Origin of the sequence: Peribacillus simplex (assembly GCF_900156045.1) — a bacterium.
GTDB classification, from domain to species: Bacteria; Bacillota; Bacilli; order Bacillales; family DSM-1321; genus Peribacillus; species Peribacillus simplex_D.
Map to the genome: position 1 here is coordinate 438,142 of NZ_FTMX01000003.1, position 23,715 is coordinate 461,856.

Sequence of the window (23,715 nt, forward strand, 5' to 3'; positions counted from 1 at the left end):
TTTACATAATGGGGAAAAGCTAAGCCATCAATTCGGCTTAGCTTTTGTTTTTAACTGCTCAATATATTCATATGCCTCATCAATTTCTTCAAGCGTATATTTTTGTTTGCTTTTCAGCGTGAAAATTTTCTCGGTGACTTCCTCTTTTTCAAGCGTGTCGAAGTATAACACCGTTGAAACCAGCTCCAAAAACCGGGCATTCTGTTCGTTCATATCCAATAAGCATGCCTCAAGTGCCGGCATCTCCACTTCCTGTATGGATAGGAAATCCTGGCCGGCATCCGTTATCGAATAACAATATTGATAATAGCCTGCTTTTTTTTCCCTCACTTCATTCAAGTAACCCATTTCGCAGAGCTCTTCAATCCGTAAGGTCAACTCCTCCGAATACGGTCCGTAAAAGTGAAATTGAAACTTTTCATGAAATGGGAAGGAAAGCTTCTTCGCGATATAAACGATTTTTTGCAACTTTTTCCGACCCGAAATTTCACCTGCAGTAGAAATTGCATTGATAATGTTTGCATGATCCTTAAACAAGGCTCGTCACTCCTCACCAAAAATGTACCACTTTAATCCGCTAGCTCCAAAAGCTTACGAATCTGTTTTTTTATATTTTTCTTCGTAGATTCATCACGCAATAAATCTGCTGGATAATACAACTTATGATCCGTTCTTCTTTTCCCTGAAATTGCATCGACAATTTCGGATTCACGTGATAATTCACGAATTTCGCCATTATTTTTCAGCAAGTGAATCGGCAGTCTCTCCTCTTCCTCACCTGGCCGGTAAAAATCATACGGCAGATCTGATGAAGAATCGACGACAAGATAATAATCCGGATCGATGCCTGCCCTCTTGAATAGCGTCCTTAATTCCATCAACCTGTTCATTTGACTGTTCGATGGATGGAATTCCACATATTTAAATAGTTTACGGTTAACGAAGCGAGTGCATAAATCTTTTAAAATCGCATCGTTCTCCTCTTCCCATGCTTCAAAATAATAGAGCATCACCGCTTCATCCATTTTCAAGTAGTCCGTTAAAGTCACTTCTCCCTTGAACAATGAATAAAAATGGTGCGGTTCTTGAGCAAACTCATAACCTGATTCATATAAATGCTTCGCCCTATGCAGAATCTTGGTAAGTATGACCTCCGCACTTCTCGTAACTGGATGGAAATAAACCTGCCAGTACATTTGGTAGCGACTCATGATGTAATCCTCAACCGCATGCATCCCGCTTTGTTTTATGACGGCATGTTCTTCCCTTGGCCTCATTACACGCAAAAGCCTTTCCATATCGAAATGTCCATAACTAACGCCAGTGAAGTAAGCATCACGCTGTAAATAATCCATTCTATCAGCATCGATCTGACTTGAAATCAGGCTGACTACTAATTTGCCTTTATAGGTTTTCGCTATGACTTCTGCCACTTTTTTAGGAAAATCACGTCCAACTCTAAGGAGGATCTTATTCACTTCCGTATCGCCGAGGATTATTTGCCGCGTGAATTGCTCATGATCCAGGTCAAACACTTTTTCAAAAGAATGAGAGAAAGGACCATGACCCAAATCATGCAGCAGTGCTGCGCACAAGGATAGTAACCGTTCCTCAGGTTTCCATTCCGGTCTGCCTTCGAAAACATCATCCACGATTCTCCGGACAATCTCATATACTCCAAGCGAGTGGCTAAGACGACTATGTTCCGCACCATGAAAGGTCAAATAAGTCGTTCCCAGCTGTTTGATCCTTCTAAGACGCTGGAATTCCTTCGTCCCTATTAAATCCCATATAACCCGGTCACGAACATGTATATATCGGTGCACCGGGTCCTTGAATACCTTTTCTTCTTGTAATTTTTCGCCGGAATATTCCATGAACTACCCTCTTTTTCATAATCTCGATGCACTCATTATAGCGTGTTTTGACAAAAACCCCTAACATCCACCTTGCTAGCAAGAGAGGTCCTTTTGTAAGAAAACGGAAGTTTCAGTCTGGTTTTGTCTTGAAAATAAGAAAATAAAAAATCACCGCAGTGTGTTGAATCTGGGTGATGATCACTTGTTCCATTTATCATAAGCAAACAATCCACTCTACCTATATATCATGGATCCTACTTTAGTTTTTTATTGATTTTATCTAGTAACTCGTCTTCTGTCGGTGCAGCAACTGGACGGTTATTGACAAAGGCAAAAGACTTCTTTCTGCCAGGACCGCAATAGGATTGACAGCCCACTTCAATTTTCGCGTCGGGATCAAGCTTTTCAAGACGCGGGATCAATGTTTTAATGTTTACCGCCAAGCAGTCATCGCACACTCTGAATTCATTGGACATCCTCCGGTCACCATCCTTTCCATGACAAACTATTTTTCATCCATTTATATGACTAAAGGGTATTTTACCGCTTCTACTTATGAATATCAAGAGGGCTTGATCATGTGAAAAGGAATGGGCAGCCGCTGTAAAAGGATGTAATTAAGCAAAAAACTAGTATCCTTTTAACCTTTTTGTATAAAAAATCCAGATTTTGTCCAAAATGCTAGTAGAACACTCATAAATCACTGCCACACGATATTTTATATAGTTATTTATTTTAAAAGTTACCAGAAAGGGAGTATGTAGAAATGAAGGTTCGTCAAGACGCCTGGACAGAAGAAGATGATTTGCTTTTGGCTGAAACGGTATTGCGCCATGTGCGGGAGGGCAGCACTCAGCTTAATGCTTTTGAAGAGGTAGGAGATAAGTTGAATCGCACCTCTGCAGCATGCGGATTCCGCTGGAATGCAGTTGTCCGCCATAATTATGATAAAGCGCTTTCCCTTGCCAAGAAACAGCGTAAGCAGCGGCAAAGGATCCTTGGAAAAGATCAAGGAGGGAAAAAACGGCTTCTTTATACACCGCCGTCCCCAATGATTTCCGACATAATGGTTCCCCATGTACAAGAAGAGGAACTAGAGTTGAAATCCGAAGTCGATACTACCAATTATGAAGCAGCAGAGGAATTCGTTGTGGCTGAAGCCCTCACTCCTAAGACACAGCAAACACCAGTGACTTTGGAAAAGGCCATGAGCCTTGATGCCGTCATCGCCTATTTGGAATCTATGAACGCCCGCATGCTTCAAGCTGAAGTATTAAAAACCGAAAATGAAAGATTGAAGCTTGAAATTAAAGGGCTGAAAAAGCGAAACGAAGATTTGGAGAATAAAATCAGCCACCTGGAACAAAACAGCGGCTTGATGCAGGAAGATTATGAAACTTTGATGAATATCATGAATCGAGCAAGAAAGCTGGTCTTGTTAGAGGAAGAGGAACGTCCGGCAACGAAGTTCAAGATGGACCGGAATGGCAATTTGGAAAAAATGGCCGAGTAATAAGATAATGTGGGGTTCAGTTATAATAGATCAACCACATGCCAAAGGCCGTTTCACCCATGTTTATCTTAAAAAAGGGAGCCGACAAGGCTCTTTTTTCATTGTTTCAAGGATGAGGCAATAATATCTTCGCCTATCATACATGCATTTTACAGTTTCAGTGAATGCTAAAGTCGTATTAAATGAAAAAATCCGTTCCTGAATTACTGGAACGGCTTCTTTCATATCAATCCTTTAATGCATCGAATACTTTATCATTGCGTTCCACCACTCTTGTCAAGTATGCCTCATACATCGGCCATTCCTGAACGGAAAGAGTGTCTGAGAATATCCTTTCGCTATGTTCCTTCAATACATTCAGGAATCTGAACATAACGTCCTGAACACTCAATTGCACGCCCAACAATTCCGTTAGGGACGCCATTACCGAAGGGACGATATCAGGATAAGCGAACTTGGTTTCTGCATTTCCTTTTGCTGCATCATAAAAACCCTTCACGAGACTGGCACGTTCAGCCCCGCTTCCATTGACACACAAATAGATTTGCACCGCTACGCCATTACGAATCCTGCGTTGGGATATACCGGCAAACTTTTGCCCATTTATACTTAAATCATAACTTCCAGGACAATAGGAACCGATGATTTCCCTTGCCTCCATCGTGACTGGGAAATCGGCAAACATCAATTGGACAAGCTCCCACATCGCATCATATCCACGATTGATTTCGATTTTCTGCTCGTTTTCAGGAAAAATGAGCGACAAATTAAGGACACCTTCATCCAGCACGACTGCCAGCCCTCCGGAATTCCTAACGATGGCCTGAAAACCGTGTTCTTCTAAATGATCCAAACCCTTTTTAAGAAAAGGCAACTTCGTATCCTGTATACCCATGACGATGGTTCGATGATGTACCCACGCCCTGGCTACGGCCGCTGATTTACCTGACCCTACGGAAGCGCAAAATGTATCATCCATCGCAAAGGACTCCAGAGCTGGAAACTGAGGTCCAACGGAAGATTGATCAATGATCCTCCACTCTTGCTGCATTAATAATGAATCTGTTTCACTCATACGAATCTCCCTCTACATTTAATCCTTAAACTGCTTATTGATACAGCGCCACAAATCCCTGTGCCGCTGTAATGACAGCCAGTTTATATACATCGTCTTCACTGCATCCCCTCGAAAGGTCATTCACCGGACGGTTCAGCCCTTGTAGGATCGGACCGACCGCTTCGAAACCACCCAAGCGCTGTACCATCTTATAGCTAATGTTCCCTGCTTCGAGACTTGGGAAAATAAAAACATTCGCATCCCCCTGAATAAGGGAATCCGGCGCTTTTTTTCTTGCCACCGAAGGAACGAAAGCCGCGTCAAACTGAAATTCCCCATCAAGAATGACTTCAGGATCCATTTCTTTTGCCAAATCGACAGCATCAACCACTTTTAAGGTCTCGGGGGATGTTGCCGATCCCTTCGTCGAAAAGCTCAGCATAGCCACACGCGGTTCGATATCGAACATTCGTGCAGTCTTCGCACTTTCTATCGCAATTTCAGCCAGGTCTTGGGAATTGGGGTTTATATTGATCGCACAATCCGCGAACACATATTTTTCTTCATTCCGGACCATGATGAATACTCCCGATGTTTTTTGGACGCCTGGCTTTGTTTTTATGATCCTTAAGGCGGGACGAACCGTATCGGCAGTCGAATGCGTTGCACCACTCACCATTCCATGGGCCAGTTTCATATGGACGAGCATGGTTCCAAAGTAGTTCTCATCCATTAAGATTTCACGTGCTTGTACATCGGTCGCTTTACCCTCACGGACCTTCACGAACGCTTCAACCATTTCATCTATCATGATATAATTCTTCGGATCATATATTTCGATTGCATCAAGGGAGATTTTCATATCTTTTGCCTTCTCTTGAATCAACCCGATATCCCCGATCAATACCGGTGTCACCAGTTTAGCTTTGGCAAGCCTTGCTGCCGCCCCCAAAATCCGTTCATCCAGCCCTTCTGGAAAAACGATCCTTAAATTATGCCCCATGACTTTCGCTTCCAATATTTCAAATAAATCACTCATTGGCTCTTCCTCCTTTTTAGATACGTTTTCCCTCTTTCCTTCTATATTTAACCATCCGGTGAAAATCCATAGTCGTCTTCTTTTAAGAATACTCTAGCAGCCAGGTAATTTCCAGCCACTTTGGTCTCCTGCCAATCCGCAAATTTGAAAATTGTTTGAACACCGAAAAACAGGGATGGTGTTTGCGGGTTGATATAAATTTCCTTATACTGAAACTATGTTATATTAAAGTTATAATAAGACTTAGGAGTGATCGTAATGAGTGAAGCAGCACAAACACTGGACGGCTGGTATTGTTTACATGATTTCCGTCTGATCGACTGGGCTTCTTGGAAAACGTTATCAAGCGACGAACGCCAATTGGCCATCTCGGAATTCCAAGGTTTACTGGATAAATGGAATATGACACAAAGCGACAATGAAGGCAGCCACGCCCTATATTCCATCGTAGGTCAGAAAGCGGACTTCATGCTTATGTTTGCCCGTCCAACCATGGAAGAATTGAATGCAATTGAAAACGAATTCAATAAAACGAAGCTTGCCGAATATACAGTTCCCGCTTATTCATACGTTTCCGTCGTGGAATTAAGCAATTACTTAGCTGGAGGAGATGGTGAGGACCCTTACCAGAACCCTCATGTCCGTTCAAGACTTTATCCGATACTTCCAAAAGCGAAACATGTATGCTTCTATCCAATGGACAAGCGTCGTGATGGCGATGATAACTGGTATATGCTTTCCATGGAAGAGCGCAAAGGCTTAATGCGTTCCCACGGCTTGATTGGCCGCAGTTATGCCGGTAAAGTAAAACAAATCATTTCGGGTTCTGTCGGTTTTGACGATTATGAATGGGGCGTTACACTATTCGCAGATGATGTCCTTCAATTTAAAAAATTAATCTATGAAATGCGTTTTGATGAAGTGAGTGCACGTTACGCTGCATTTGGTTCTTTCTTTGTAGGCAATATCCTGCCGGAAGAAAACGTATCTTCATTCCTATACGTATAAGACGATGGGCTTCCGGTTTCCGGAAGCTTTTTTTTTTGCGTCCCCTCCTTTTTATTTTTCCCCGGCTGTGGAATAAATCCAATCAACATCCCATACATTTTCAATAGTGATGAATTTATTTTTTCACAGTCCCATTTAGCTTCAGGAAAATTGATCAAGGCAATTCCTGACTCCAGAGAGGTGAAGGAACGTTACTTCTATTCATTGGCCGGCAAGAGGATATGGTTTATATCATGAACGGCAGCCGTTATGTATCGCTTAACTTTCATTGTGGTTTTTTAAGCCACCCGGGGATTGTCCAGAAAACATATACAATACTACCGGTCGCTATAAATCGCACAGTTTCTCCCAGTCCACACTCTTGGATTGTCCAAATTCCACAGCATCAACTAAACCTTGAATTTAGGAGGGAATGCAATGTCACAAAATAATCCTTATGGTAACTACCCGTACGGGGGAAGCCCCTATTACCCCTATGAGAATAATGAGCCTGAACTAAGGCAGCAGAATCCTAACATGCAACAAGGTTACCCGCAGCAAGGATACCAACAGCCATCATACCAGCCACAACAGCCCACTATGGCAGGCACGCCACAACAAATGCCGATGCAGGTGAGTCCAGCCACTTCCGGACCACAGATACCTGGCATGCTTCCGGTCGAACAATCATACATCGAGAACATCTTGCGTTTGAATAAAGGGAAATTAGCCACTGTTTATACAACGTTTGAAAACAACAAGGAATGGAATGCCAAGATCTTCAAAGGAATCATTGAGGCTGCAGGACGCGATCACTTAATCATAAGCGACCCTCAAACGGGAAAACGATACTTAATCCCGATGGTATACTTAGATTATATAACGTTTGATGAAGAAATCGAATATGAATATCCATTTGGAGGCACTGGGCTTACCACCTATTCGCCAAGGTGATTAAAATCCAATAAAGAAGAGCCTCGGAATCCATTTGATTCCGAGGCTCTTCTTATATTGGAATGCCTTTTTTCATTACAAGTATTTATATGCAGCAATGATCATCAAGACCCAAGCAACCAAGAATGAAACCCCGCCAAGCGGCGTGATGGCACCAAGGACCTTGATTTGCGTAACGCTTAGAACGAATAGGCTTCCAGAAAACAGGATAATTCCTATTAACATAAGCCAGCCGGACCAGTTAATCAGCGGACTTGAAATCTTTCCAGCCAATAAACCGATTACCAATAAACCAACCGCATGGAACATTTGATATTGAACAGCGGTTTGCCAGGTTTCTAAATATTTATCAGGAATTTTCCCTTCCAGTCCGTGTGCACCGAATGCACCTAGTGCCACAGCAATAAACCCATTCAATGCACCTAAAATGATGAACAGTTTCAATTATTCGCTCCCCTTCCCTCATTTAAAAATCGAACAAGGACTCCCCATTGGCCTCATCCATTTTAACCGGTTCTACATTCGGTGTAGCCGACATAACAGGCTGGGTCAATGTGATTGGCTTCGGCATGCTGATGTTCGCCGCTTTTTCATCCACCATTACTTCACAAAGGGACTTAATGGCGATTACATACCCCTGCACCTTATCCTCTGAATTTGCCTGTTTCGCTTTTAAAACAAGCTCTTCGATTTTATCCAACATTTGTCTTGATGAAATATCCAACTTTACCACCTCGTCTATATACAGGTCAAAACTATCATAACTAGCATAGCAAAAATCAGAGAAGAAAACACCTTGCATATTTCCTACCTCTTTATTGGCTTGGCCTGAAATTTCAAGCATGGCTGTCCTGAAGAATGAAAAACATCAAGAGAAGGCTGGTTTGATGTTTTAAATTGAAAAGCACGGCATCCCTTTGGAAAACTGGGATCCCAAGTTATATAGAAATGACGGCACGCCATACAATTCACCCGTTTCGTTTTCTTGCCCCTATCATCGGTTCGAGATTTTCCAATCAATTGGGGATTCCCCCATTTCCATCAACAATTGATTTGTTGTGGAAAAAGGTTTGGTGCCAAAGAAACCACGGGAAGCCGACAGCGGACTCGGATGTACGGACTTAATGACTTTATGACGGGTTTCATCAATCAAAGGGATTTTGGTTTGTGCAGGTTTCCCCCACAGGATGAATACAACAGGTTTCGGACGGTCATTCAATAGGCGAATAACTTGATTCGTAAAGATTTCCCATCCTTTTCCCCGGTGTGAGTGGGCCTCTCCCTCACGAACAGTCAAGACGGTATTCAATAGAAGCACTCCCTGTTTTGCCCATTCGACTAGGTAACCATTATTCGGAACCTCATAGCCTAGATCGGTGTGTAACTCTTTAAAAATATTTCTTAAAGAAGGCGGGATGCGAACCTCCGGCTTAACCGAAAAACTAAGGCCATGCGCTTGACCAGGGCCATGGTAAGGGTCCTGTCCAAGGATGACAACCTTTACGTCATCATAAGGAGTATAGTGAAGTGCATTGAAAATATCGTCCTGATCGGGATGAACGACTTGCTGACTGTACTCTTGCTTTACGAATTCCCTTAGCTCCTGATAATATTCTTTTTTGAATTCCTCTTTCAATAGAGGCCACCAATCATTTGTTAATAACTGCTTTGCCATCTGCCACAGCCCCTCTCCACTTTTTGAAACTATATTATATCAAACTACATCGCCTTGCCTTTTTCCATAGACTACGATTTATGTTTCTATATACCCCAAAAGTGGGAAAATAGAAAGTTAGCAAGCATTTTAACCATGTTGGAGGAATCCCTATGAAAAAATGGTATAAAAGAAAACGATTTTATCTGCTTGTCAGCATTTTGATCGTCATTTCTCTCGTAATCGTCTATAACAGCTACAAGCCTCTCCCCGATGGTATTTCCTATGAAGGAAAGGTTCACCATGTCGAGGATATCGATTTCATCTATGACCTTTCCTATCACGATGAACAAGGGGATCTGCAACATGAGCAGCGAATTTTTAAAACCATAAATCAAGCCATAGAAGAGGCTGATTCCTATATCGTAATCGACATGTTTTTGTTTAACGCTTTTTATGATGAAAAGATAAACTTCCCGAAGTTAACCGAGAACCTGAAGGATAATCTGGTTGAACAGAAGAAAAAGAAACCTGGCCTCCAGGTCATTTTCATTACTGATGAAGTGAATACTTCCTATAATGCCTACCAGCTAGAGGCATTGGAAACGATGAAGAAAAATGGCATTGATGTCATTGTTACCAACTTAGACCGCCTCCGGGATCCGAATCCTCTCTATTCAGGTGTATATCGAACCTTTTTCCAATGGTTCGGTGAAAGCGGGAAAGGCTGGATTGTGAATCCAATGGCTAAAAGCGCACCAAAGGTCACATTGCGTTCTTATCTTAGACTGATGAATATCAAGGCCAATCACAGAAAAGTGGTCGCTACTGAAAAAACGGCCATCATCTCATCTGCCAATCCTCATGACGCAAGTGGATTCCATTCCAATATTGCGTTCCAGATGGATGGGAATATCATCGGAGATTTTGTTAAAGCCGAAGAAGCCGCTTCGAAATTCTCGGGAGGACCGAAGTCATTTCCTGAATTCAAAGGGACATCAGCAGATAAAGGACCGATAACGGTACAACTGCTAACGGAAGGAAAAATCAATAAACATGTCCTTAAGTCAATTAAAGATGCAAAAAAGGGTGACAACATCCAGCTTGCCATGTTCTATATTGCCGATCGCGAGGTTGTCGAGGCATTAACGGATGCAGCTAAACGGGGTGTGAAGATTCAAATGATATTGGATCCGAATCAAAACGCTTTCGGAAGTGAAAAAATCGGGCTTCCCAATCTTCCGGTTGCTGCCGAATTCGAAAAACTAGGGAATGAAAACATCTCGATTCGCTGGTACAAAACAGATAAAGAACAGTTCCATACAAAGTTGATGATGATCCAAAGGGCTAATGAAACGGTTATCCTTGGAGGATCGGCTAATTATACGTCACGCAATCTGGATGACTATAATCTTGAAGCGAATGTTGAAATCCATGCTCCAAATGATGCGGACGTTTCCAAGGATGTGGATAGCTATTTTCAAAGACTCTGGACAAATCAAAATGGAACATACACGGTGGATTACAGTGATTACCAGAAGAAACTGCCTGTCTTTAAATACTTGACCTACCGCATTCAGAAGGTGTTCCGCTTCACCACTTACTAAAATTTTCTTCGAAATGAATGTTTATCAGTGCCCAAATGAGGTTATATACTACTATAGCCAACAAGCAACTGTAATAAGCAAGATTCCATTTACCTATATTCAAGAGAATCTCACTAAATTCAAGGAGGAGTTTATATGTATCAAGTACATGTAGTAGAAAACGGTTTACAAGCAAAGGAAAAAATCGATGAATTAGTTACATCAGGTTATACGAAAGACGATGTATATTTGTTTGCCCATGATAAAACCCGTTCAAAACACCTTACCGAGAATACAAATACAGAAGGTGTAGGCATGAAGGAACAAGGTTTCCTTGATACCGTCGGAAATCTTTTTAAATCACGCGGAGATGAACTTCGTAACCGAATGAGCAACCTTGGCCTTAGTGATATGGAGGCAGAACGTTACGAGGAAGTGCTTGACGAAGGAAAAGTAGTCATCGTTGCTTCCAAGCAAGATAATAAAGACGGGGTTACACACTAATACCCGATAACCATTACCCTATATAAAAAAGCGAGGCTCCTTAACCGGCAGCCTCGTTTTTTAAACTCATTATCCCAGGATGCTTTGGTACGTGGCCTTTGCATGGACCATGTCCTTCGTACCGTGAATCAACGCCCGGCCATCCTTGAAAATGACGATACGCTCCCCAGCTTTTTCACAAGAGAGAAGAAATGGATTGAATTTCACCAAATAGCCGCTGCTGTCCAGATCTTTGGCTAGTTTCTCGAGATGCAGTTCCAAAGGTTTTGGCGGTCTTACCTGTACAGTATCCCTCCCGCAAAGAACAGCCGTTTTCGTTGCATTTTCCAGTGTTAAAAAGGGGTATGTCCTCTGCTCTCCGCATGAGAGACAATCTTTCTTTTTCGCTTTTGTCAATTTAACGGTTTGGTATTGATTGCTCCAAAGGTCAAAAGAAACAAGTGCAGGCCGTACTGATTCCCAATCTTCAGCAAGGATTTTCAAAGCTTCGGCAGTTTGGTGTGCCACTACCATCGTTACAGCTGGTGATATGATTCCCCCTGTGTCACAGGTCATTCCTTGAATGGGGATTGCTTTAAGCAAACAGTGCAAACATGGAGTCTGTCCGGGAAGGATCGTCAAAGTCATACCTACACTCCCCACACATGCCCCATAAATCCACGGTATATGAAGCTTTTGTGATAAATCATTAATGATCATCCGTGTCTCAAAATTATCGGTTGCATCCAATATCAAATCAACATCACCAAGCAGCTGTTCTAAGTTCTGGGCAGTTGCGTCCATGATGATGGCATTCACTTCAACTTCATGATTGATATCAAACAAATGACGCTTTGCCGCTTCTGCTTTTGGCAGTTTCTCCTCGACATCCCGTTCCGTATACATTTGTTGGCGCTGTAAATTACTGGTCTCGACATAATCCCTGTCGACAATGGTAAGCTTCCCTACTCCTGCCCGAGTAAGGGCCTCGGCATTAGCAGATCCCAAAGCCCCTGCACCAAGAAGCAAGACATGCTTCTTCATAATTTTCAATTGGCCCCCTTCACCAATGGGGGCGAATAAAGTCTGCCTTGAATATCGTTCTTTCACCGTGAACCCTCCCTTCCGAACGCCTTAGCCCCCACTTACTGGCGGAATGAAAGCAACTGTATCTCCATCAGATAGAATCGTGTCATCATCGGCAAATTCTTCATTGACCGCCGTCATCACGGTTTCAAGACCTTCCAATTGAAAATCCACCCTCATTTTTCCTTTTAGCTCCGCCACACTCATTCCATTTCCTTCTATAGAAAGAGTCTCTTTGCCTAGCTCATCTTTCAATTGGGCAAATAAAAGTACATTAATCATCAATATCCCCCTTTTCCGGTTTCCCCGATGGATATGGAACGGTTTCCAACTGGTTTCCTACCCATGTCTCCCCATCTTCCCAGTGTTCTTTTTTCCAGATCGGGACGATTTCTTTAATTCTTTCAATCGCATACCTGTTCGCCTCATATGCATCATTTCGATGTGGCGTACTAACGGCAATAACCACTGCGATATCCGTGATTTCAAGTTTACCTACACGGTGGGTGATCGCCGTTTCTGCATCAGGCCAACGTTCCTTGATCTCAGATCCGATTTGCTCCAATTTCTTGATGGCCATCGGTTCATACGCTTCGTAAATTAAGAAGAGAGTCTTTTTCCCTTTCGTCATTTCCCTCACTGTACCAATAAATGTCGTGACGGCACCTGCATTTCGATTGACTACTTTATCAATCACTTCCTGGATGACAATCGGCTCTTTTGAAATATTATAATTCATGTCTACCATCCTTTATATATAATTCAGTTTGATCAATATAACCTGCCTCTTGATAATCTTCCATCGTATTCATATTGAAAAAAAGATATTGAAAATGTTCAGGATTCTCGCGATATAACTTAAAGTCGGTTTCTTTCATGACTTTCACCGAAATCTTTTCCAAAAATAGACTCATTTTTAATTCATGTTTCAATAAACACTCCGTCAGTACAGGAAGACACCTTTTATGGTAAACAGCAAAAAGCGGCTGAAGCCTGCCATTTATTTCTGGAACGACAGCATCGAATTCAGGTTCATAATGGGAAATGATATCCTTTATGGCATCTGCACTCACAAACGGCATATCACAGGCTGCAAGGAATTGAAGCTCCGTTTTCGATGAGGTCAACCCTGCATGCAATCCGCCAAGCGGGCCTTGATCTTTATGTAAATCCGGAATTAGCGGAAGTTGCAGAAAATGATATTCTTCAAATGTATTCGTAATGACCATGACGTTTTCTGACACCTTTTTCAATTCGGATGCCACTCTTGAAATGTTCACAACGCCACCTATGGTCAACAGGGCCTTATTCACTCCCATACGGCTTGATTTCCCACCAGCTAAAAGCAACATTGTCCATTCCACAAGAATCTCCCTCCCTTTTTTGGGTTTAATCCAGCATCGAACGGTAAAGCTATACTAAATGTGTCCACTATATTTAAATATTTTAAATCAACTTTGAAAATAATGACACCTTCTCAAACTTTGCTTTGTATATCAAAAGGTGGAAAGTGGGGTCCAAAGCTGAAAAAGCGGGCTACCCGTCCATCCGATTTCCAGAATTCCAGGTCCGAAAAATGACTTATGCGTGGCCATTGCACTTCTTTCTCCAAAACACTCATATTAGGGTGAAAACTAAGTTTTACATAAAAGAAATTTTGGTATATTCTAAAAATAGGATATTAACTGGTATGCTGATAATATCGATAACTTATTCTCCTGAGGAGGTCACATAATGACTATGAAAAGAGCTATGACAGTTGCCGGATCTGATTCGAGCGGCGGTGCTGGTCTTCAAGCAGATTTAAAGACATTCCAAGAATTCGGCGTTTACGGTATGTCCGCTTTAACGACAATCGTGACGATGGATCCGAAAAATGGCTGGTCCCATAATGTATTCCCTACACCGGTCGAAGTTTTGGAAGCCCAAATCGAAACGATTTTATCAATCGGCATTGATGCAATGAAAACGGGAATGCTTGGATCAGTGGAAATCATTGAACTTGTTGCCCGTAAAATAGACGAGTTGAAGCTGGACAAAGTCGTAATCGATCCAGTTATGGTATGTAAAGGTGAAGATGAAGTATTGCACCCTGAAACGGCCGTAGCTCTGCGGGAACTGCTTGTTCCACGTGCAACTGTAGTCACGCCAAACCTGTTCGAGGCCGCTCAGTTAGCGGGAACTGCGCCTATCAAGACGATTGATGACATGAGGGCTGCAGCTGAAAAGATTCATGCACTTGGTGCAAAATATGTCTTGATCAAAGGCGGTAATAAGCTGGATCTGGATAAAGCCATCGACCTTTTATATGATGGAAAGGAATTTGAAATCCTTGAATCAGAAAAAATCGAAACGACCAATACACATGGTGCCGGCTGTTCTTCTTCTGCAGCTATTGCTGCTCAATTGGCTGAAGGGAAAAGCCCGCGTGAGGCTATCCTCATTTCTAAAGACTTCATTACCGAGGCGGTTCGCCATTCTTGGAAGATGAATGACTATGTTGGACCTGTCAATCATGGTGCATACCACAAATATGGAATTGCGGACAAAACACAAAAATAAAACATCAAGTTTAATGGCTGCTCAAATTCATCGAGCGGCCTTTTTCGCTTTTTTTGCTTTTATTTAGTAAAATGGAAAGAAGGAAAAGCTTATCTAGCCGCCCAGTTAAGGAGGAAATCATAGAATGAAACCTATAGACCGTACAGAGGTGCAAAATGCCATTGATTCTTTCGCCGGACAAGATGTATATCTTCACCTTGAAACGACAAATGGCGCCTATGCCACTCATGTAGATGAAGCTTTCTTTTCGGCAGGTGCTTATATTCGCAATGCTTTTATACAGTATGAACATGGGAAGATAGTTGGGGATGGACCTTACCGCATCGGCTTGAAGCTCAATATTGGCTGGGTATATGCAGAAGGCGTTAACCACTTCGAATTGGATGAACAAGGGAGATTGCTATTGGCAGGCCTTGATTTTTCCGGAAAGCTTGCTGTCTCCATGCAGCTCAGTCCCACTCCCTTTGAATGATGACAACTTGCTTGATATATATCATATAATTCCGATAAAAAATCCCATTCACCGATAACCATGCTCACTGTAAGTAGAACGGAAGGAGAAATATACCTTGGAAAAAGAACGCCATGTATTAGTTATATTCCCACATCCCGATGATGAAGCCTTCTCGGTCTCCGGAACGCTTGCCCTTCATAGAGAAGCGGGCACTCCTGTCACCTATTTATGCTTAACTTTAGGAGAAATGGGACGTAATTTAGGAAACCCTCCATTTGCAACAAGGGAATCGCTCCCTAAAATTCGTAAAAAGGAATTAATCGATGCAGCAAATGCGATTGGCATCCAAGATTTGCGCATGCTTGGATTGCGTGATAAGACGATTGAATTCGAAGATGATGAAAAGCTGACTTCATTATTTACCGATGCCATCAATGAATTGAATCCTTCATTGATCATTACGTTTTACCCAGGATACAGTGTCCATCCAGACCATGAAGCGACAGCATGGGCTGTAGTTCGGGCCGTGGAAAGAATGGAAGAGAAAGAGAGACCTAAACTTCATTGTGTCGCCTTCTCGAATAACTGCATTGACGAATTGGGACAGCCTGACATCATCCAAGATATCTCTGCCGTCGAAGAAAAAAAGGTGGCTGCATTCACTGCCCACCGTTCGCAAACGCAGGCAATGGTGATCGATTGGAAAGAGAAATTCGAAAATCAGGATGCAGATTTTCTGGACTGGATCCGCAAAGAACGATTATGGACCTATAAATTTTAAAGAAACCGCCAATAGGCGGTTTTTTGTTTTTTTGTTTATGGCATAAAAAAAACGCCTGTGGATTACAGGCGGAGAAAAGGGGGATACTTTGGAAAATCAATCATAATATAAGCATCCCCAAAATTTTTCATTTTATACAATCATTTTCAAAAAATTAGGCAGACAAGCGTTCCTCATGCTGCATTTTCGTTCTTGCCGAGGCTTTTTTTCCATGCGCCAAGTAATAAATGCCAATAAGTACGAATGCAAAGATCGACATTCCTATGAATAGCCCTTTGAACCCTGTAAATGGAATAAGGAATCCCAATAGGAACGGGCCGACACCTATACCGAAGTCATACATAGTAAAAAACGTGGATGTGGCTAATCCCATCCGATTTGATGGGGCTTCCTTAATCGAAATCGCTTGACAGCTTGATTGGAACGTACCATATCCAACTCCGATTAAGGCGCCGGCAATCAGAAGCGTGATACCATGATGGGATTGGCTTAGGATGACCATACCGACGGCAAATAGTATGAGCGATGGGTAAATAACTGCATTTTCCCCCTTCACATCAAACATTCGTCCTGTAAACGGACGGGAGGCTAAAAGGAATACAGCAAATACGACGAAGAAAAAGCTTGCCGCATCCATTAAATCCATTTCCTTTGCAAAAGACGTTAAATAGGACAAAATGCTGGAATAGGTAAATCCGGCAAATCCGATGAAAATGGAAATGGGCAGCGCCCTTTTCTCAAAGTAATCACTGATTTTAAATCCTTTTTGTGGTGAAGCTCCGCCCTTTTCCCCTTCAGGCACATTCATGAATAATGATGCAACTAAAGAAAATGCGGCAAATAAGGAGGCTGCATAGAAAATGATGGAATAGCTGAAATGCTGTGTAATCAGCAATCCAATAAACGGACCGAATGCCATTGCCAAGTTTGTACTCATGGCGAAGTATCCTGTACCTTCCCCGCGTCTCTCATTCGGAATGATATCTGCAGCAATCGTTCCAGTTGCGGTAGTGGCAAGGCCAAAAGCAAAACCGTGAATAAGCCGGTCGATCAATAAGAGGGATAAACTATTCACCAGGAAATAGCCAATGGATGCAACCAGGAATAGAACCAACGATCCAAGCAACATCTTTCTGCGGCCAATCTTGTCAATTTTTTTCCCTGCAATCGGTCTGACAAGCACAGCTCCGAGAACAAAGATACTTGAAGCAAGTCCTGCTTGTGCTTGCGACGCATGAAAATTATCCATCGTGTAAATGGTCAATGTCACCATCAAGACATAAAAAGTTAAAAATAAAAAAAAGTTCGCAGACGAAACTATCAAGAAGTCTTTCGTCCACAATTTCGGTTTTTGATTCATTTCAATCCTTCTTCCTTACTATTGTTTTAATTTTTCCTTCAGGAAAATCAACGTTCGTAACGTTGCCTCCCGATCCTCTTCAGCCAAACCGCTCATTAATTGAAGTTCAAATTCTTCAACTACCTTTTTGGCCTCGTGATAAGTCCTTAAACCTGACTCCGTTAACTGTATTCTCCGTTCCCGCTTATCTTTTCCTGGTACTTGTTCAATCAAATCAAGTTCTTCCAACCGGTTTACCGTCCTGGTTACCGTCGGTTTCTCCACATCTAGATATGTGCTTATTTCAACAAGCGTAGAACAGCCAAACTGTTTCAGATAATATACAATCGACCATTGTGAATGAAAAAGATCAACCTTGGCCAATTGTTCATTTAACTTTTTGGTAAATGACCTCGAAAATTGTAAGTTATGATGAAAAAAACCATTATTAAAGGACAAAGGAATTCCTCCTGAAAAGTAGTTACCTAGGTAACTATACACCTATTCATTAGAAATGTCTAGCTTTCGGATGAACGAATATAAACCGTATGCACACGTGTTTCTTTGCTTCTACATTGCTTCGAGGACAAAAAATACACTTTTCAGGAGGTTCGTGCTTTTAACTTGGGAGTTTGGGGAAAATACTGTGTATTTGGAGCAAATACTCGTGAGTCTGGGCGTTACTAGTGAATTTTGAGCGAATACCCGTGAATTTGGCGAAATCGTATGGGGCAAATCGGGACCATGTCATGCTCTTCATGATCTATGCTTCGAGTCCATAAACAAAAGGAAAACCCCGCTATTAAAAAGCGAGGCTTCCGATATTCGATCAAATCCATCTCCGAGCTTCTCATTGATAACTTCAGGGCATATTTCCTTTTAACCTAGATAGTGGCAAACGATAAAGTTTATCATCCTTTTCATCGGGATTTCCTCGGCCGTCCGTATTATTGCTTATGAAATAAAGATATCCTTCATCAACGAATACATCACGTATCCTTCCTGAGCCCGTAATGATATTAGTCAGTTTTCCGCTTTTTTCATCATAACTCTTAAGCGCTTCGCCCCTTAAGACTGCAAAATAGAGCTTTCCGTCAAAATAGGCCATGCCAGATGGAGCCCATGTATTTTCACCGGATTGAATTAAGGGCTTTACCATATCAGGTTTTTGCTCATCGCCCTCTATATCTGGCCAGCCATAGTTCTTACCCGGATCAATTTTATTTAATTCATCGTGTGCCGAATCTCCGTGCTCACTTTCATATAACTGTCCTGCTTCATTCCAGGCCAGACCTTGTGGATTGCGGTGACCGTATGAATAGACGTATGAATTCCCGAAAGGATTATCTTTCGGAATGGTGCCATCCAGGTTCATGCGCAGAATTTTTCCGCCTAAAGAATCTAGGTCCTGTGCGATTTCAGCCTTTCTTGCATCGCCTGTTGTTGCGTATAGCTTATCATCCGGTCCTATCTTGATCCTGCCGCCATGGTGGTAGTCCCCGCTTGGTATTCCGTCGATTAAGGTCTCCATCTCCTGCCATTTATCATCATTTTTTTCTAAAATGACGATTCGATTGATCGAATCCCCGCCTTCTTCATAGGTATAATAGGCGAAAGCTTGCCCGCTCTTAGAGAAATCGGGAGCTAGCAAAAATCCAAGCAACCCAGCTTCCGCTTTAGCTGACAATGTCTTTTTAAGGTTGACCCTTTGCCGTGTCATCTTATCCTTGTCCCATTCAACGATGGTTCCTGCCCGTTCTGACACATACATTGTGTCCCCATTCTTCTGGATCGACCATGGGGCATGCAGGTTCGTTATCAGCACATCCGGATCTTCCCCTAAAGTGTCCGTCACTTCTTTTTCAGGATTCGGCTGTGTTTTGCTGTCGCCATTCATGTTACAACCAGTTAAAATCAGTGTAGCCATAAGGAAAAAAAGGAGCGATTTTATCAAAGTCTTTCCCCCTTCGGTTCATGAGTTTAATAGGCTGACTGTTTTAGTACCTTTAAAATGGCCTCCGCGACACCGGCTTCATCATTCTTACCTGTTACTTCATCACACAGTTTTTTAATTTCGAGCGGGGCATTTCCCATTGCGACAGACAAACCTACCCGTTCAAACATGGATACATCATTATAATTATCCCCAATAGCCATTGTTTCCTGCATCGAGCCGGATTTTCCATTCACATATGTTTCAAGTGCCGTACCTTTTTGAGCTGTTTCACTCATGATTTCCACGTTTTCGCGTCCCGATGAAGTGACTGTAACTCCCTGTCCTTCCAATTTCGAAGCAATTTGATTTAATAAAGTTAAATCCTTTGAGAAGCTGAGAATTTTATAATATTCCTCATTTGAACGGCTGAATAACTCGGAATAATCGGAAATGGAAGTTACCTGTCCAAGCTGTAAACGCTGCTCTGCATATTTCCGCATGTTCTCAGGGTCAATGTCAGGATTCGCTGTAACGAATACATCAACCAAAACAGATATTGCATTTTCATAGTCTTTGGAATAAATCCCCTGACTCGTATATATTTCGAAATAAATCCCTTGTTCTTCGAGGAATTCAGCGACCATTTTAGCAGTGGCAGCTGACATTGGATTGGAAGCGGCAATTTTTCCGTCCTCCGTGAAGATGGCAGCACCATTTACACAGATGACAGGGCAAACAATTCCAGCTTCATCCAAGGCGAACCTAGCTTCCACATAAGATCTTCCCGTAGCGATGATCACTTCCACACCCTTGCTTTGCGCCTTCTGGATGGCATGTTTATTTTCCTCACTGACCTTTTGCATTTTGTTTAGCAATGTTCCGTCCATATCAATCGCAATCGTCTTTATCAATTCAATCGGCCCCTTTTTTCAATATAATCCCTATTTTAACCGAAAGATCGTGGATAAACACGTTTAACAAATCCGTATAAATTCTTGGTGTGACTTCAGTCATTAAAAAATCCCATTATGTATATAAAAAAACTGCACCTAATTAAGATAGGTGCAGTTTGTTTTCTTAATGTAGAATCGTTTTCCTATCGACATCTTGGGCCCGTTCATTAATCTGTTCGTGGATGTCTTTTTGAATGTCATCGATGGCTGTAAAATCCATTGCTTTTACATAAATCTTTTCAAGTTCGTCATGCAGCTCTTTTGCCTTAGCCAGGTTAGCCGTCGCTTCATTCATTTTCGTCCGGTACCTAGTGGAAACATCCTTTAACTGTTCGGCATATATTTCATCTGTTCCTGGCAGGATGGCTGTTTTATATATATCAATGATTTCATCCCCTCCACAACTCGGGAAATATTCATGCGGGGATGTGCTGTCAAATATGGCGATTCCAACCTCCCGGACGATTACCATGTCCAAGCTATGCGGATCGAAACCACAATGATATATTTCCACATCAAAGCCTCTTTGCTCCGCAGCCTTTGCAATCTTCTTCAGCAACGTTGATTTTCCTGAACCTGGACGTCCCTTTAAAAAGTACCGTTTTTGTATTCCCTCAGTAATATTGGGGATGAAATCAACTGCACCCGTTGGTGTAGCTGCACCTAAGAATCGGTGACGAACATCCGACTTCTTATTAAGGACGATATCTCTATAAAAGCTTTCTATCAATTTATTGGTCAACCCATTCAATTTTGCGAAATCAATATTTGCCTTATAAATGTCTTCCCATTCATCATGTATCTTCAATGCTTCAGCGAATAGGGCATATGCCTTCTCGAAGCTCTTGCTTCTCGCATTCGTCAACTTTATGATGGCCGCTCTTTCAGAAGCCAGCTGCTGGGAATCCCAGGCAGCTCCTAGATTGACATACTCCTCAATGGCCCCTGGTGCCTTCGGTTCAATCACATGCGGCGCGGTCCCATCCACAATCCCGATTTTCAAAGCCGGTATGATTACTCCATCAATGGAATCATTATCGGACGAACAATGTAAATACTCGATGTCATAGCCTTTATCCAGCCATTCTTGGCCGATTTTTTTCATAATCGTCGATTTACCGGAACCAGGTCCGCCTTTTAATATGAATAATCTTTCCAGACCTTTTAGATTGGAATCATATAAACTATAAAAACCTTTAGCCGTATTGCCTCCAGCAAAATAATTCATCACTTTTCCTGTCACTTTCACACTCTCCCTCACAATACAGATGTAACTTCAAGACAGCGTATGAAAAAAAGACCCAATAGGTGAATACCTAAAGGCAAACATTTTATTTTATTAGGGCTACAGCTTCCGCTTGTGTGACTTCCAGGAATTCTGACGGTTTTAATACGATCTGTGTACCGATTTTCCCTCCACTTACGATGATTTCGGGCAGGTTTGTTGCACTTTCATCGATAAAGGTCGGGTATTGCCTTTTCATTCCGATCGGGGAACAGCCTCCCCGAATGTACCCTGTGTATTTTTGCAGATCTTTAACCGCAAGCATTTCAATTTTTTTTGCCCCTGCGGCCTTCGCTGCTTTTTTCAAGTCCAGTTCGGCTGCTACAGGGATGACAAATACGTAAAGCTGCTGCGGTCCGTTATGGGTAACAAGCGTTTTAAAAACGGTTTCCGGCGCTTTTCCAATCTTGTCCGCAACAGTGGCCCCGTCGATTTTTCCATCGCGGGCATCATAACTCATCATGCCATACTCTATACGTTTGTTATCAAGAATCCGCATTGCATTCGTTTTACTGGCTCCCATAAGAAAATTCCCCTTATCGTTTTCTACCATCTTACCATTTTAAAGACCGGGCAAAAAGAAAAGCACAGTGCTTATTCATCTGTGCTTTCCCTAAAAATTATTCTAAATGGCGCCTTTGGAAATCAGCGATCCTCTTGTAGTCGCCCTCCAATTGCCTGCTTACGGATAAATAAATCGACATTAATTCTTCATACACTTTAACGTTCTCTTCGATCGGGACAAGTTCATTCGTTTCGCCAACCATTCCCTCAACCTCATCAAGGCTTTCGATTTCGCCTAATGCGTATAATCCTAGAACGGCGGCACCTAAGCTCGAACTCTCAAAGCTTTCAGGAATGGTCACGTTTTGATTGAATATATCAGCCATGATTTGGCGCCAGAGCTTCGAACGGACAAATCCGCCGCTTGCATGAATCTTCTCGGGAGCACCAGTCAACTCCTTTACAGCAATAAGGACACTGTACAAGTTATACATCACACCCTCCAGCACTGCCCGGACCATATGGTCACGAGTGTGATGAAGCGCCAGTCCAAAGAAGGAGCCCCTTGCATCGGCACTCCATAATGGTGCCCGTTCCCCTGCCATATACGGGTGGAATATCAACCCATCAGAACCAGGTGCAATATTGGAAGCCATATCCGTCAGAATCTCATAGGAGTCCTGTCCCGAAGCCTTCGCTTTTTCGATTTCCACACGGCCCAATTGATCGCGGGCCCATCGGAAGGTGATTCCCCCATTGTTGACCGGTCCTCCGATTACCCAATGATTCTCAGTAAGTGCATAGCAGAATGTCCTGCCTTTGGGATCGGTAAGCGGCCGGTCACTGACGGTCCTTACCGCTCCGCTTGTTCCGATTGTCACTGCCAGAACCCCTGGCTTGATTGCGTTTTGCCCTAAGTTGGCAAGCACGCCATCACTCGCGCCAATCACAAACGGGGTACCGGCGTGAATGTTCATTTTTGCAGCCAATTCCTCACTTAATCCTGAGAGGATATGCGTTGTAGGGACAAGCGTCGGCAGCTTGTCAGCCCCAATTCCAGCGATGGTGAGTGCCTCTTCATCCCACTTCAGGTCATTCAAGTTGAACATGCCCGTTGCAGAAGCGAGTGAATAATCCATCACATACTCATTGAAAAATTTATAGATGATGTATTCTTTAATTCCTATAAATTTTTCCGTTTCGTTAAAAATCCCGGGATGTTCATTTCTTAACCACATTACTTTCGTGATTGGCGACATTGGGTGAATGGGTGTTCCAGTTCTGTGATACAATTGCCCCCCCTGTTCCGAAGCCTTCAATTTCTCCGCATAGGCAACACTTCGATTATCCGCCCATGTAATGCTATTCGTCAGCGGGTTGCCGTCTTTACCAATTGCGATCAAGCTATGCATCGCCGAACTGAAAGAAATGAAGCCCAGTTCTTGCTTTTCTATTCCGCTTGCAATCATAACCTCGCCTATTGCAATGATGACCGCTTTATAAATTTCCTCGGGATCTTGTTCCGCAACGGAAGGAGTTGGACTGTGAAGAGGATATCCTCTCGAACAAGATTGGACAACCTCCCCCCCTTTTGAAAAAAGAACGACCTTCGTACTTGTCGTGCCAATATCGATCCCCATCATATAACCTGATTGTCCCATATTTACATCATGCTCCTTTCTC

Annotated in this window: 27 protein-coding genes; 8 read left to right on the forward strand and 19 right to left on the reverse strand. The window is 42.6% G+C overall.

The genetic code is table 11. From position 1 onward, the window contains the following. Positions 1-27: 27 nt before the first annotated feature. The 3 genes from BW986_RS13460 to BW986_RS13470 all read right to left on the reverse strand — a co-directional run bounded on the left by BW986_RS13460 (position 28) and on the right by BW986_RS13470 (position 2,335). On the reverse strand, positions 28-537 hold the full coding sequence (locus tag BW986_RS13460) for a YwgA family protein (protein WP_076368383.1): 510 nt from the start codon (positions 535-537) through the stop codon (positions 28-30). A 32-nt stretch (positions 538-569) separates the two neighbouring features. Further along, a complete protein-coding gene (locus tag BW986_RS13465; RefSeq protein WP_076368384.1) occupies positions 570-1,877 on the reverse strand; it encodes an HD domain-containing protein in 1,308 nt (435 codons plus the stop codon). A 236-nt stretch (positions 1,878-2,113) separates the two neighbouring features. Then, the gene (locus BW986_RS13470; protein ID WP_048683566.1) at positions 2,114-2,335 is read right to left on the reverse strand and encodes a YuzB family protein; all 222 of its coding nucleotides are present in this window, start codon (positions 2,333-2,335) and stop codon (positions 2,114-2,116) included. A 290-nt stretch (positions 2,336-2,625) separates the two neighbouring features. On the opposite strand from BW986_RS13470, the gene BW986_RS13475 reads away from it, so the two are divergent. After that, on the forward strand, positions 2,626-3,372 hold the full coding sequence (locus BW986_RS13475; protein WP_076368385.1) for an RsfA family transcriptional regulator: 747 nt from the start codon (positions 2,626-2,628) through the stop codon (positions 3,370-3,372). A gap of 226 nt (positions 3,373-3,598) precedes the next feature. Here the strand turns inward: BW986_RS13475 and lipL are convergent, their stop codons facing one another. Together lipL and pta are read right to left on the reverse strand one after the other, a co-directional pair. Beyond that, positions 3,599-4,447, reverse strand: coding sequence for an octanoyl-[GcvH]:protein N-octanoyltransferase (gene lipL, locus BW986_RS13480; RefSeq protein WP_076368386.1), 849 nt, complete (start codon positions 4,445-4,447; stop codon positions 3,599-3,601). 34 nt (positions 4,448-4,481) lie between these two features. Continuing rightward, entirely contained in the window at positions 4,482-5,468 is a 987-nt protein-coding gene (gene pta / locus BW986_RS13485) for a phosphate acetyltransferase (RefSeq protein WP_076368387.1), read from the reverse strand. A 258-nt stretch (positions 5,469-5,726) separates the two neighbouring features. Between pta and hemQ the strand changes: the two genes are divergently transcribed. Both hemQ and gerQ read left to right on the forward strand, forming a co-directional pair. Beyond that, positions 5,727-6,476 (forward strand): hydrogen peroxide-dependent heme synthase, encoded by a 750-nt coding sequence (gene hemQ, locus BW986_RS13490; RefSeq protein WP_076368388.1) that lies wholly within the window; start codon positions 5,727-5,729, stop codon positions 6,474-6,476. Positions 6,477-6,992: 516 nt separating this feature from the next. Continuing rightward, positions 6,993-7,409, forward strand: coding sequence for a spore coat protein GerQ (gerQ, locus tag BW986_RS13495; RefSeq protein WP_076368543.1), 417 nt, complete (start codon positions 6,993-6,995; stop codon positions 7,407-7,409). Positions 7,410-7,484: 75 nt separating this feature from the next. Here the strand turns inward: gerQ and BW986_RS13500 are convergent, their stop codons facing one another. The 3 genes from BW986_RS13500 to BW986_RS13515 all read right to left on the reverse strand — a co-directional run bounded on the left by BW986_RS13500 (position 7,485) and on the right by BW986_RS13515 (position 9,084). After that, positions 7,485-7,853: a DUF423 domain-containing protein gene (locus BW986_RS13500; RefSeq protein ID WP_076368389.1), complete on the reverse strand. Its 369-nt coding sequence runs from the start codon at positions 7,851-7,853 to the stop codon at positions 7,485-7,487. Between the two features lie 22 nt (positions 7,854-7,875). Then, positions 7,876-8,133: a YwdI family protein gene (locus BW986_RS13505; protein ID WP_076368544.1), complete on the reverse strand. Its 258-nt coding sequence runs from the start codon at positions 8,131-8,133 to the stop codon at positions 7,876-7,878. A 270-nt stretch (positions 8,134-8,403) separates the two neighbouring features. Then, positions 8,404-9,084: a uracil-DNA glycosylase gene (locus BW986_RS13515; protein WP_076368391.1), complete on the reverse strand. Its 681-nt coding sequence runs from the start codon at positions 9,082-9,084 to the stop codon at positions 8,404-8,406. Between the two features lie 152 nt (positions 9,085-9,236). Between BW986_RS13515 and BW986_RS13520 the strand changes: the two genes are divergently transcribed. Both BW986_RS13520 and BW986_RS13525 read left to right on the forward strand, forming a co-directional pair. Then, positions 9,237-10,670: a phospholipase D family protein gene (locus BW986_RS13520; protein WP_076368392.1), complete on the forward strand. Its 1,434-nt coding sequence runs from the start codon at positions 9,237-9,239 to the stop codon at positions 10,668-10,670. 135 nt (positions 10,671-10,805) lie between these two features. Then, positions 10,806-11,153 (forward strand): YflT domain-containing protein, encoded by a 348-nt coding sequence (locus tag BW986_RS13525; protein ID WP_053536921.1) that lies wholly within the window; start codon positions 10,806-10,808, stop codon positions 11,151-11,153. Between the two features lie 69 nt (positions 11,154-11,222). Here BW986_RS13525 and BW986_RS13530 read toward each other — a convergent pair whose 3' ends face one another. Genes BW986_RS13530 through mobA form a run of 4 tightly spaced genes read right to left on the reverse strand, consistent with a single transcriptional unit; the run spans position 11,223 to position 13,582 of the window. Beyond that, positions 11,223-12,242, reverse strand: coding sequence for a MoeB/ThiF family adenylyltransferase (locus BW986_RS13530; RefSeq protein WP_076368393.1), 1,020 nt, complete (start codon positions 12,240-12,242; stop codon positions 11,223-11,225). Between the two features lie 24 nt (positions 12,243-12,266). Next, positions 12,267-12,500 carry a molybdopterin converting factor subunit 1 gene (gene moaD, locus BW986_RS13535; protein ID WP_076368394.1) on the reverse strand — a complete coding sequence of 78 codons (234 nt, stop codon included), beginning with the start codon at positions 12,498-12,500 and terminating at the stop codon, positions 12,267-12,269. Beyond that, on the reverse strand, positions 12,493-12,957 hold the full coding sequence (locus tag BW986_RS13540; protein ID WP_076368395.1) for a molybdenum cofactor biosynthesis protein MoaE: 465 nt from the start codon (positions 12,955-12,957) through the stop codon (positions 12,493-12,495). Before BW986_RS13540 ends, moaD begins: the two co-directional genes overlap by 8 nt. Beyond that, positions 12,947-13,582 carry a molybdenum cofactor guanylyltransferase gene (gene mobA, locus BW986_RS13545; RefSeq protein ID WP_081395610.1) on the reverse strand — a complete coding sequence of 212 codons (636 nt, stop codon included), beginning with the start codon at positions 13,580-13,582 and terminating at the stop codon, positions 12,947-12,949. Before mobA ends, BW986_RS13540 begins: the two co-directional genes overlap by 11 nt. A 370-nt stretch (positions 13,583-13,952) precedes the next feature. Between mobA and pdxK the strand changes: the two genes are divergently transcribed. The 3 genes from pdxK (at position 13,953) to bshB2 (ending at position 16,015) form a co-directional block, all read left to right on the forward strand. Beyond that, positions 13,953-14,780: a pyridoxine/pyridoxal/pyridoxamine kinase gene (gene pdxK / locus BW986_RS13550; protein ID WP_142244595.1), complete on the forward strand. Its 828-nt coding sequence runs from the start codon at positions 13,953-13,955 to the stop codon at positions 14,778-14,780. Positions 14,781-14,904: 124 nt separating this feature from the next. After that, positions 14,905-15,252, forward strand: coding sequence for a YojF family protein (locus BW986_RS13555; protein ID WP_076368396.1), 348 nt, complete (start codon positions 14,905-14,907; stop codon positions 15,250-15,252). Between the two features lie 97 nt (positions 15,253-15,349). Next, positions 15,350-16,015, forward strand: coding sequence for a bacillithiol biosynthesis deacetylase BshB2 (gene bshB2, locus BW986_RS13560; RefSeq protein ID WP_076368397.1), 666 nt, complete (start codon positions 15,350-15,352; stop codon positions 16,013-16,015). Positions 16,016-16,169: 154 nt separating this feature from the next. On the opposite strand, the gene BW986_RS13565 is transcribed toward bshB2, so the two are convergent. From BW986_RS13565 to gntK, 7 genes are all read right to left on the reverse strand, one after another. Further along, positions 16,170-17,375, reverse strand: coding sequence for an MFS transporter (locus BW986_RS13565; protein ID WP_076368398.1), 1,206 nt, complete (start codon positions 17,373-17,375; stop codon positions 16,170-16,172). Positions 17,376-17,393: 18 nt separating this feature from the next. Continuing rightward, positions 17,394-17,813, reverse strand: a complete 420-nt coding sequence (locus BW986_RS13570) for a MarR family winged helix-turn-helix transcriptional regulator (RefSeq protein ID WP_076368399.1) — start codon at positions 17,811-17,813, stop codon at positions 17,394-17,396. Positions 17,814-18,216: 403 nt separating this feature from the next. Next, positions 18,217-19,308, reverse strand: coding sequence for a PQQ-dependent sugar dehydrogenase (locus BW986_RS13575; RefSeq protein ID WP_076368400.1), 1,092 nt, complete (start codon positions 19,306-19,308; stop codon positions 18,217-18,219). Positions 19,309-19,334: 26 nt separating this feature from the next. After that, on the reverse strand, positions 19,335-20,201 hold the full coding sequence (locus BW986_RS13580) for a Cof-type HAD-IIB family hydrolase (RefSeq protein WP_076368401.1): 867 nt from the start codon (positions 20,199-20,201) through the stop codon (positions 19,335-19,337). 166 nt (positions 20,202-20,367) lie between these two features. Beyond that, positions 20,368-21,486 carry a PRK06851 family protein gene (locus BW986_RS13585; RefSeq protein WP_076368402.1) on the reverse strand — a complete coding sequence of 373 codons (1,119 nt, stop codon included), beginning with the start codon at positions 21,484-21,486 and terminating at the stop codon, positions 20,368-20,370. A gap of 88 nt (positions 21,487-21,574) precedes the next feature. Continuing rightward, positions 21,575-22,051, reverse strand: coding sequence for a Cys-tRNA(Pro) deacylase (gene ybaK / locus BW986_RS13590; RefSeq protein WP_076368403.1), 477 nt, complete (start codon positions 22,049-22,051; stop codon positions 21,575-21,577). Between the two features lie 97 nt (positions 22,052-22,148). Continuing rightward, the gene (gene gntK / locus BW986_RS13595) at positions 22,149-23,693 is read right to left on the reverse strand and encodes a gluconokinase (RefSeq protein ID WP_076368404.1); all 1,545 of its coding nucleotides are present in this window, start codon (positions 23,691-23,693) and stop codon (positions 22,149-22,151) included. Between the last annotated feature and the right edge of the window lie 22 nt (positions 23,694-23,715).

What these genes read in the sequence shown, in the direction of transcription:
- BW986_RS13520 (WP_076368392.1), top strand. Translation starts at nt 9,237, where the DNA reads ATGAAAAAATGGTATAAAAGAAAACGATTTTATCTGCTTGTCAGCATT.
- BW986_RS13465 (WP_076368384.1), bottom strand. Translation starts at nt 1,877, where the DNA reads ATGGAATATTCCGGCGAAAAATTACAAGAAGAAAAGGTATTCAAGGAC.
- ybaK (WP_076368403.1), bottom strand. Translation starts at nt 22,051, where the DNA reads ATGGGAGCCAGTAAAACGAATGCAATGCGGATTCTTGATAACAAACGT.
- BW986_RS13470 (WP_048683566.1), bottom strand. Translation starts at nt 2,335, where the DNA reads ATGTCCAATGAATTCAGAGTGTGCGATGACTGCTTGGCGGTAAACATT.
- BW986_RS13565 (WP_076368398.1), bottom strand. Translation starts at nt 17,375, where the DNA reads ATGAATCAAAAACCGAAATTGTGGACGAAAGACTTCTTGATAGTTTCG.
- gntK (WP_076368404.1), bottom strand. Translation starts at nt 23,693, where the DNA reads ATGGGACAATCAGGTTATATGATGGGGATCGATATTGGCACGACAAGT.
- pta (WP_076368387.1), bottom strand. Translation starts at nt 5,468, where the DNA reads ATGAGTGATTTATTTGAAATATTGGAAGCGAAAGTCATGGGGCATAAT.
- BW986_RS13515 (WP_076368391.1), bottom strand. Translation starts at nt 9,084, where the DNA reads ATGGCAAAGCAGTTATTAACAAATGATTGGTGGCCTCTATTGAAAGAG.
- pdxK (WP_142244595.1), top strand. Translation starts at nt 13,953, where the DNA reads ATGACTATGAAAAGAGCTATGACAGTTGCCGGATCTGATTCGAGCGGC.
- lipL (WP_076368386.1), bottom strand. Translation starts at nt 4,447, where the DNA reads ATGAGTGAAACAGATTCATTATTAATGCAGCAAGAGTGGAGGATCATT.
- BW986_RS13555 (WP_076368396.1), top strand. Translation starts at nt 14,905, where the DNA reads ATGAAACCTATAGACCGTACAGAGGTGCAAAATGCCATTGATTCTTTC.
- BW986_RS13475 (WP_076368385.1), top strand. Translation starts at nt 2,626, where the DNA reads ATGAAGGTTCGTCAAGACGCCTGGACAGAAGAAGATGATTTGCTTTTG.
- hemQ (WP_076368388.1), top strand. Translation starts at nt 5,727, where the DNA reads ATGAGTGAAGCAGCACAAACACTGGACGGCTGGTATTGTTTACATGAT.
- gerQ (WP_076368543.1), top strand. Translation starts at nt 6,993, where the DNA reads ATGCAACAAGGTTACCCGCAGCAAGGATACCAACAGCCATCATACCAG.
- BW986_RS13525 (WP_053536921.1), top strand. Translation starts at nt 10,806, where the DNA reads ATGTATCAAGTACATGTAGTAGAAAACGGTTTACAAGCAAAGGAAAAA.
- moaD (WP_076368394.1), bottom strand. Translation starts at nt 12,500, where the DNA reads ATGATTAATGTACTTTTATTTGCCCAATTGAAAGATGAGCTAGGCAAA.
- BW986_RS13540 (WP_076368395.1), bottom strand. Translation starts at nt 12,957, where the DNA reads ATGAATTATAATATTTCAAAAGAGCCGATTGTCATCCAGGAAGTGATT.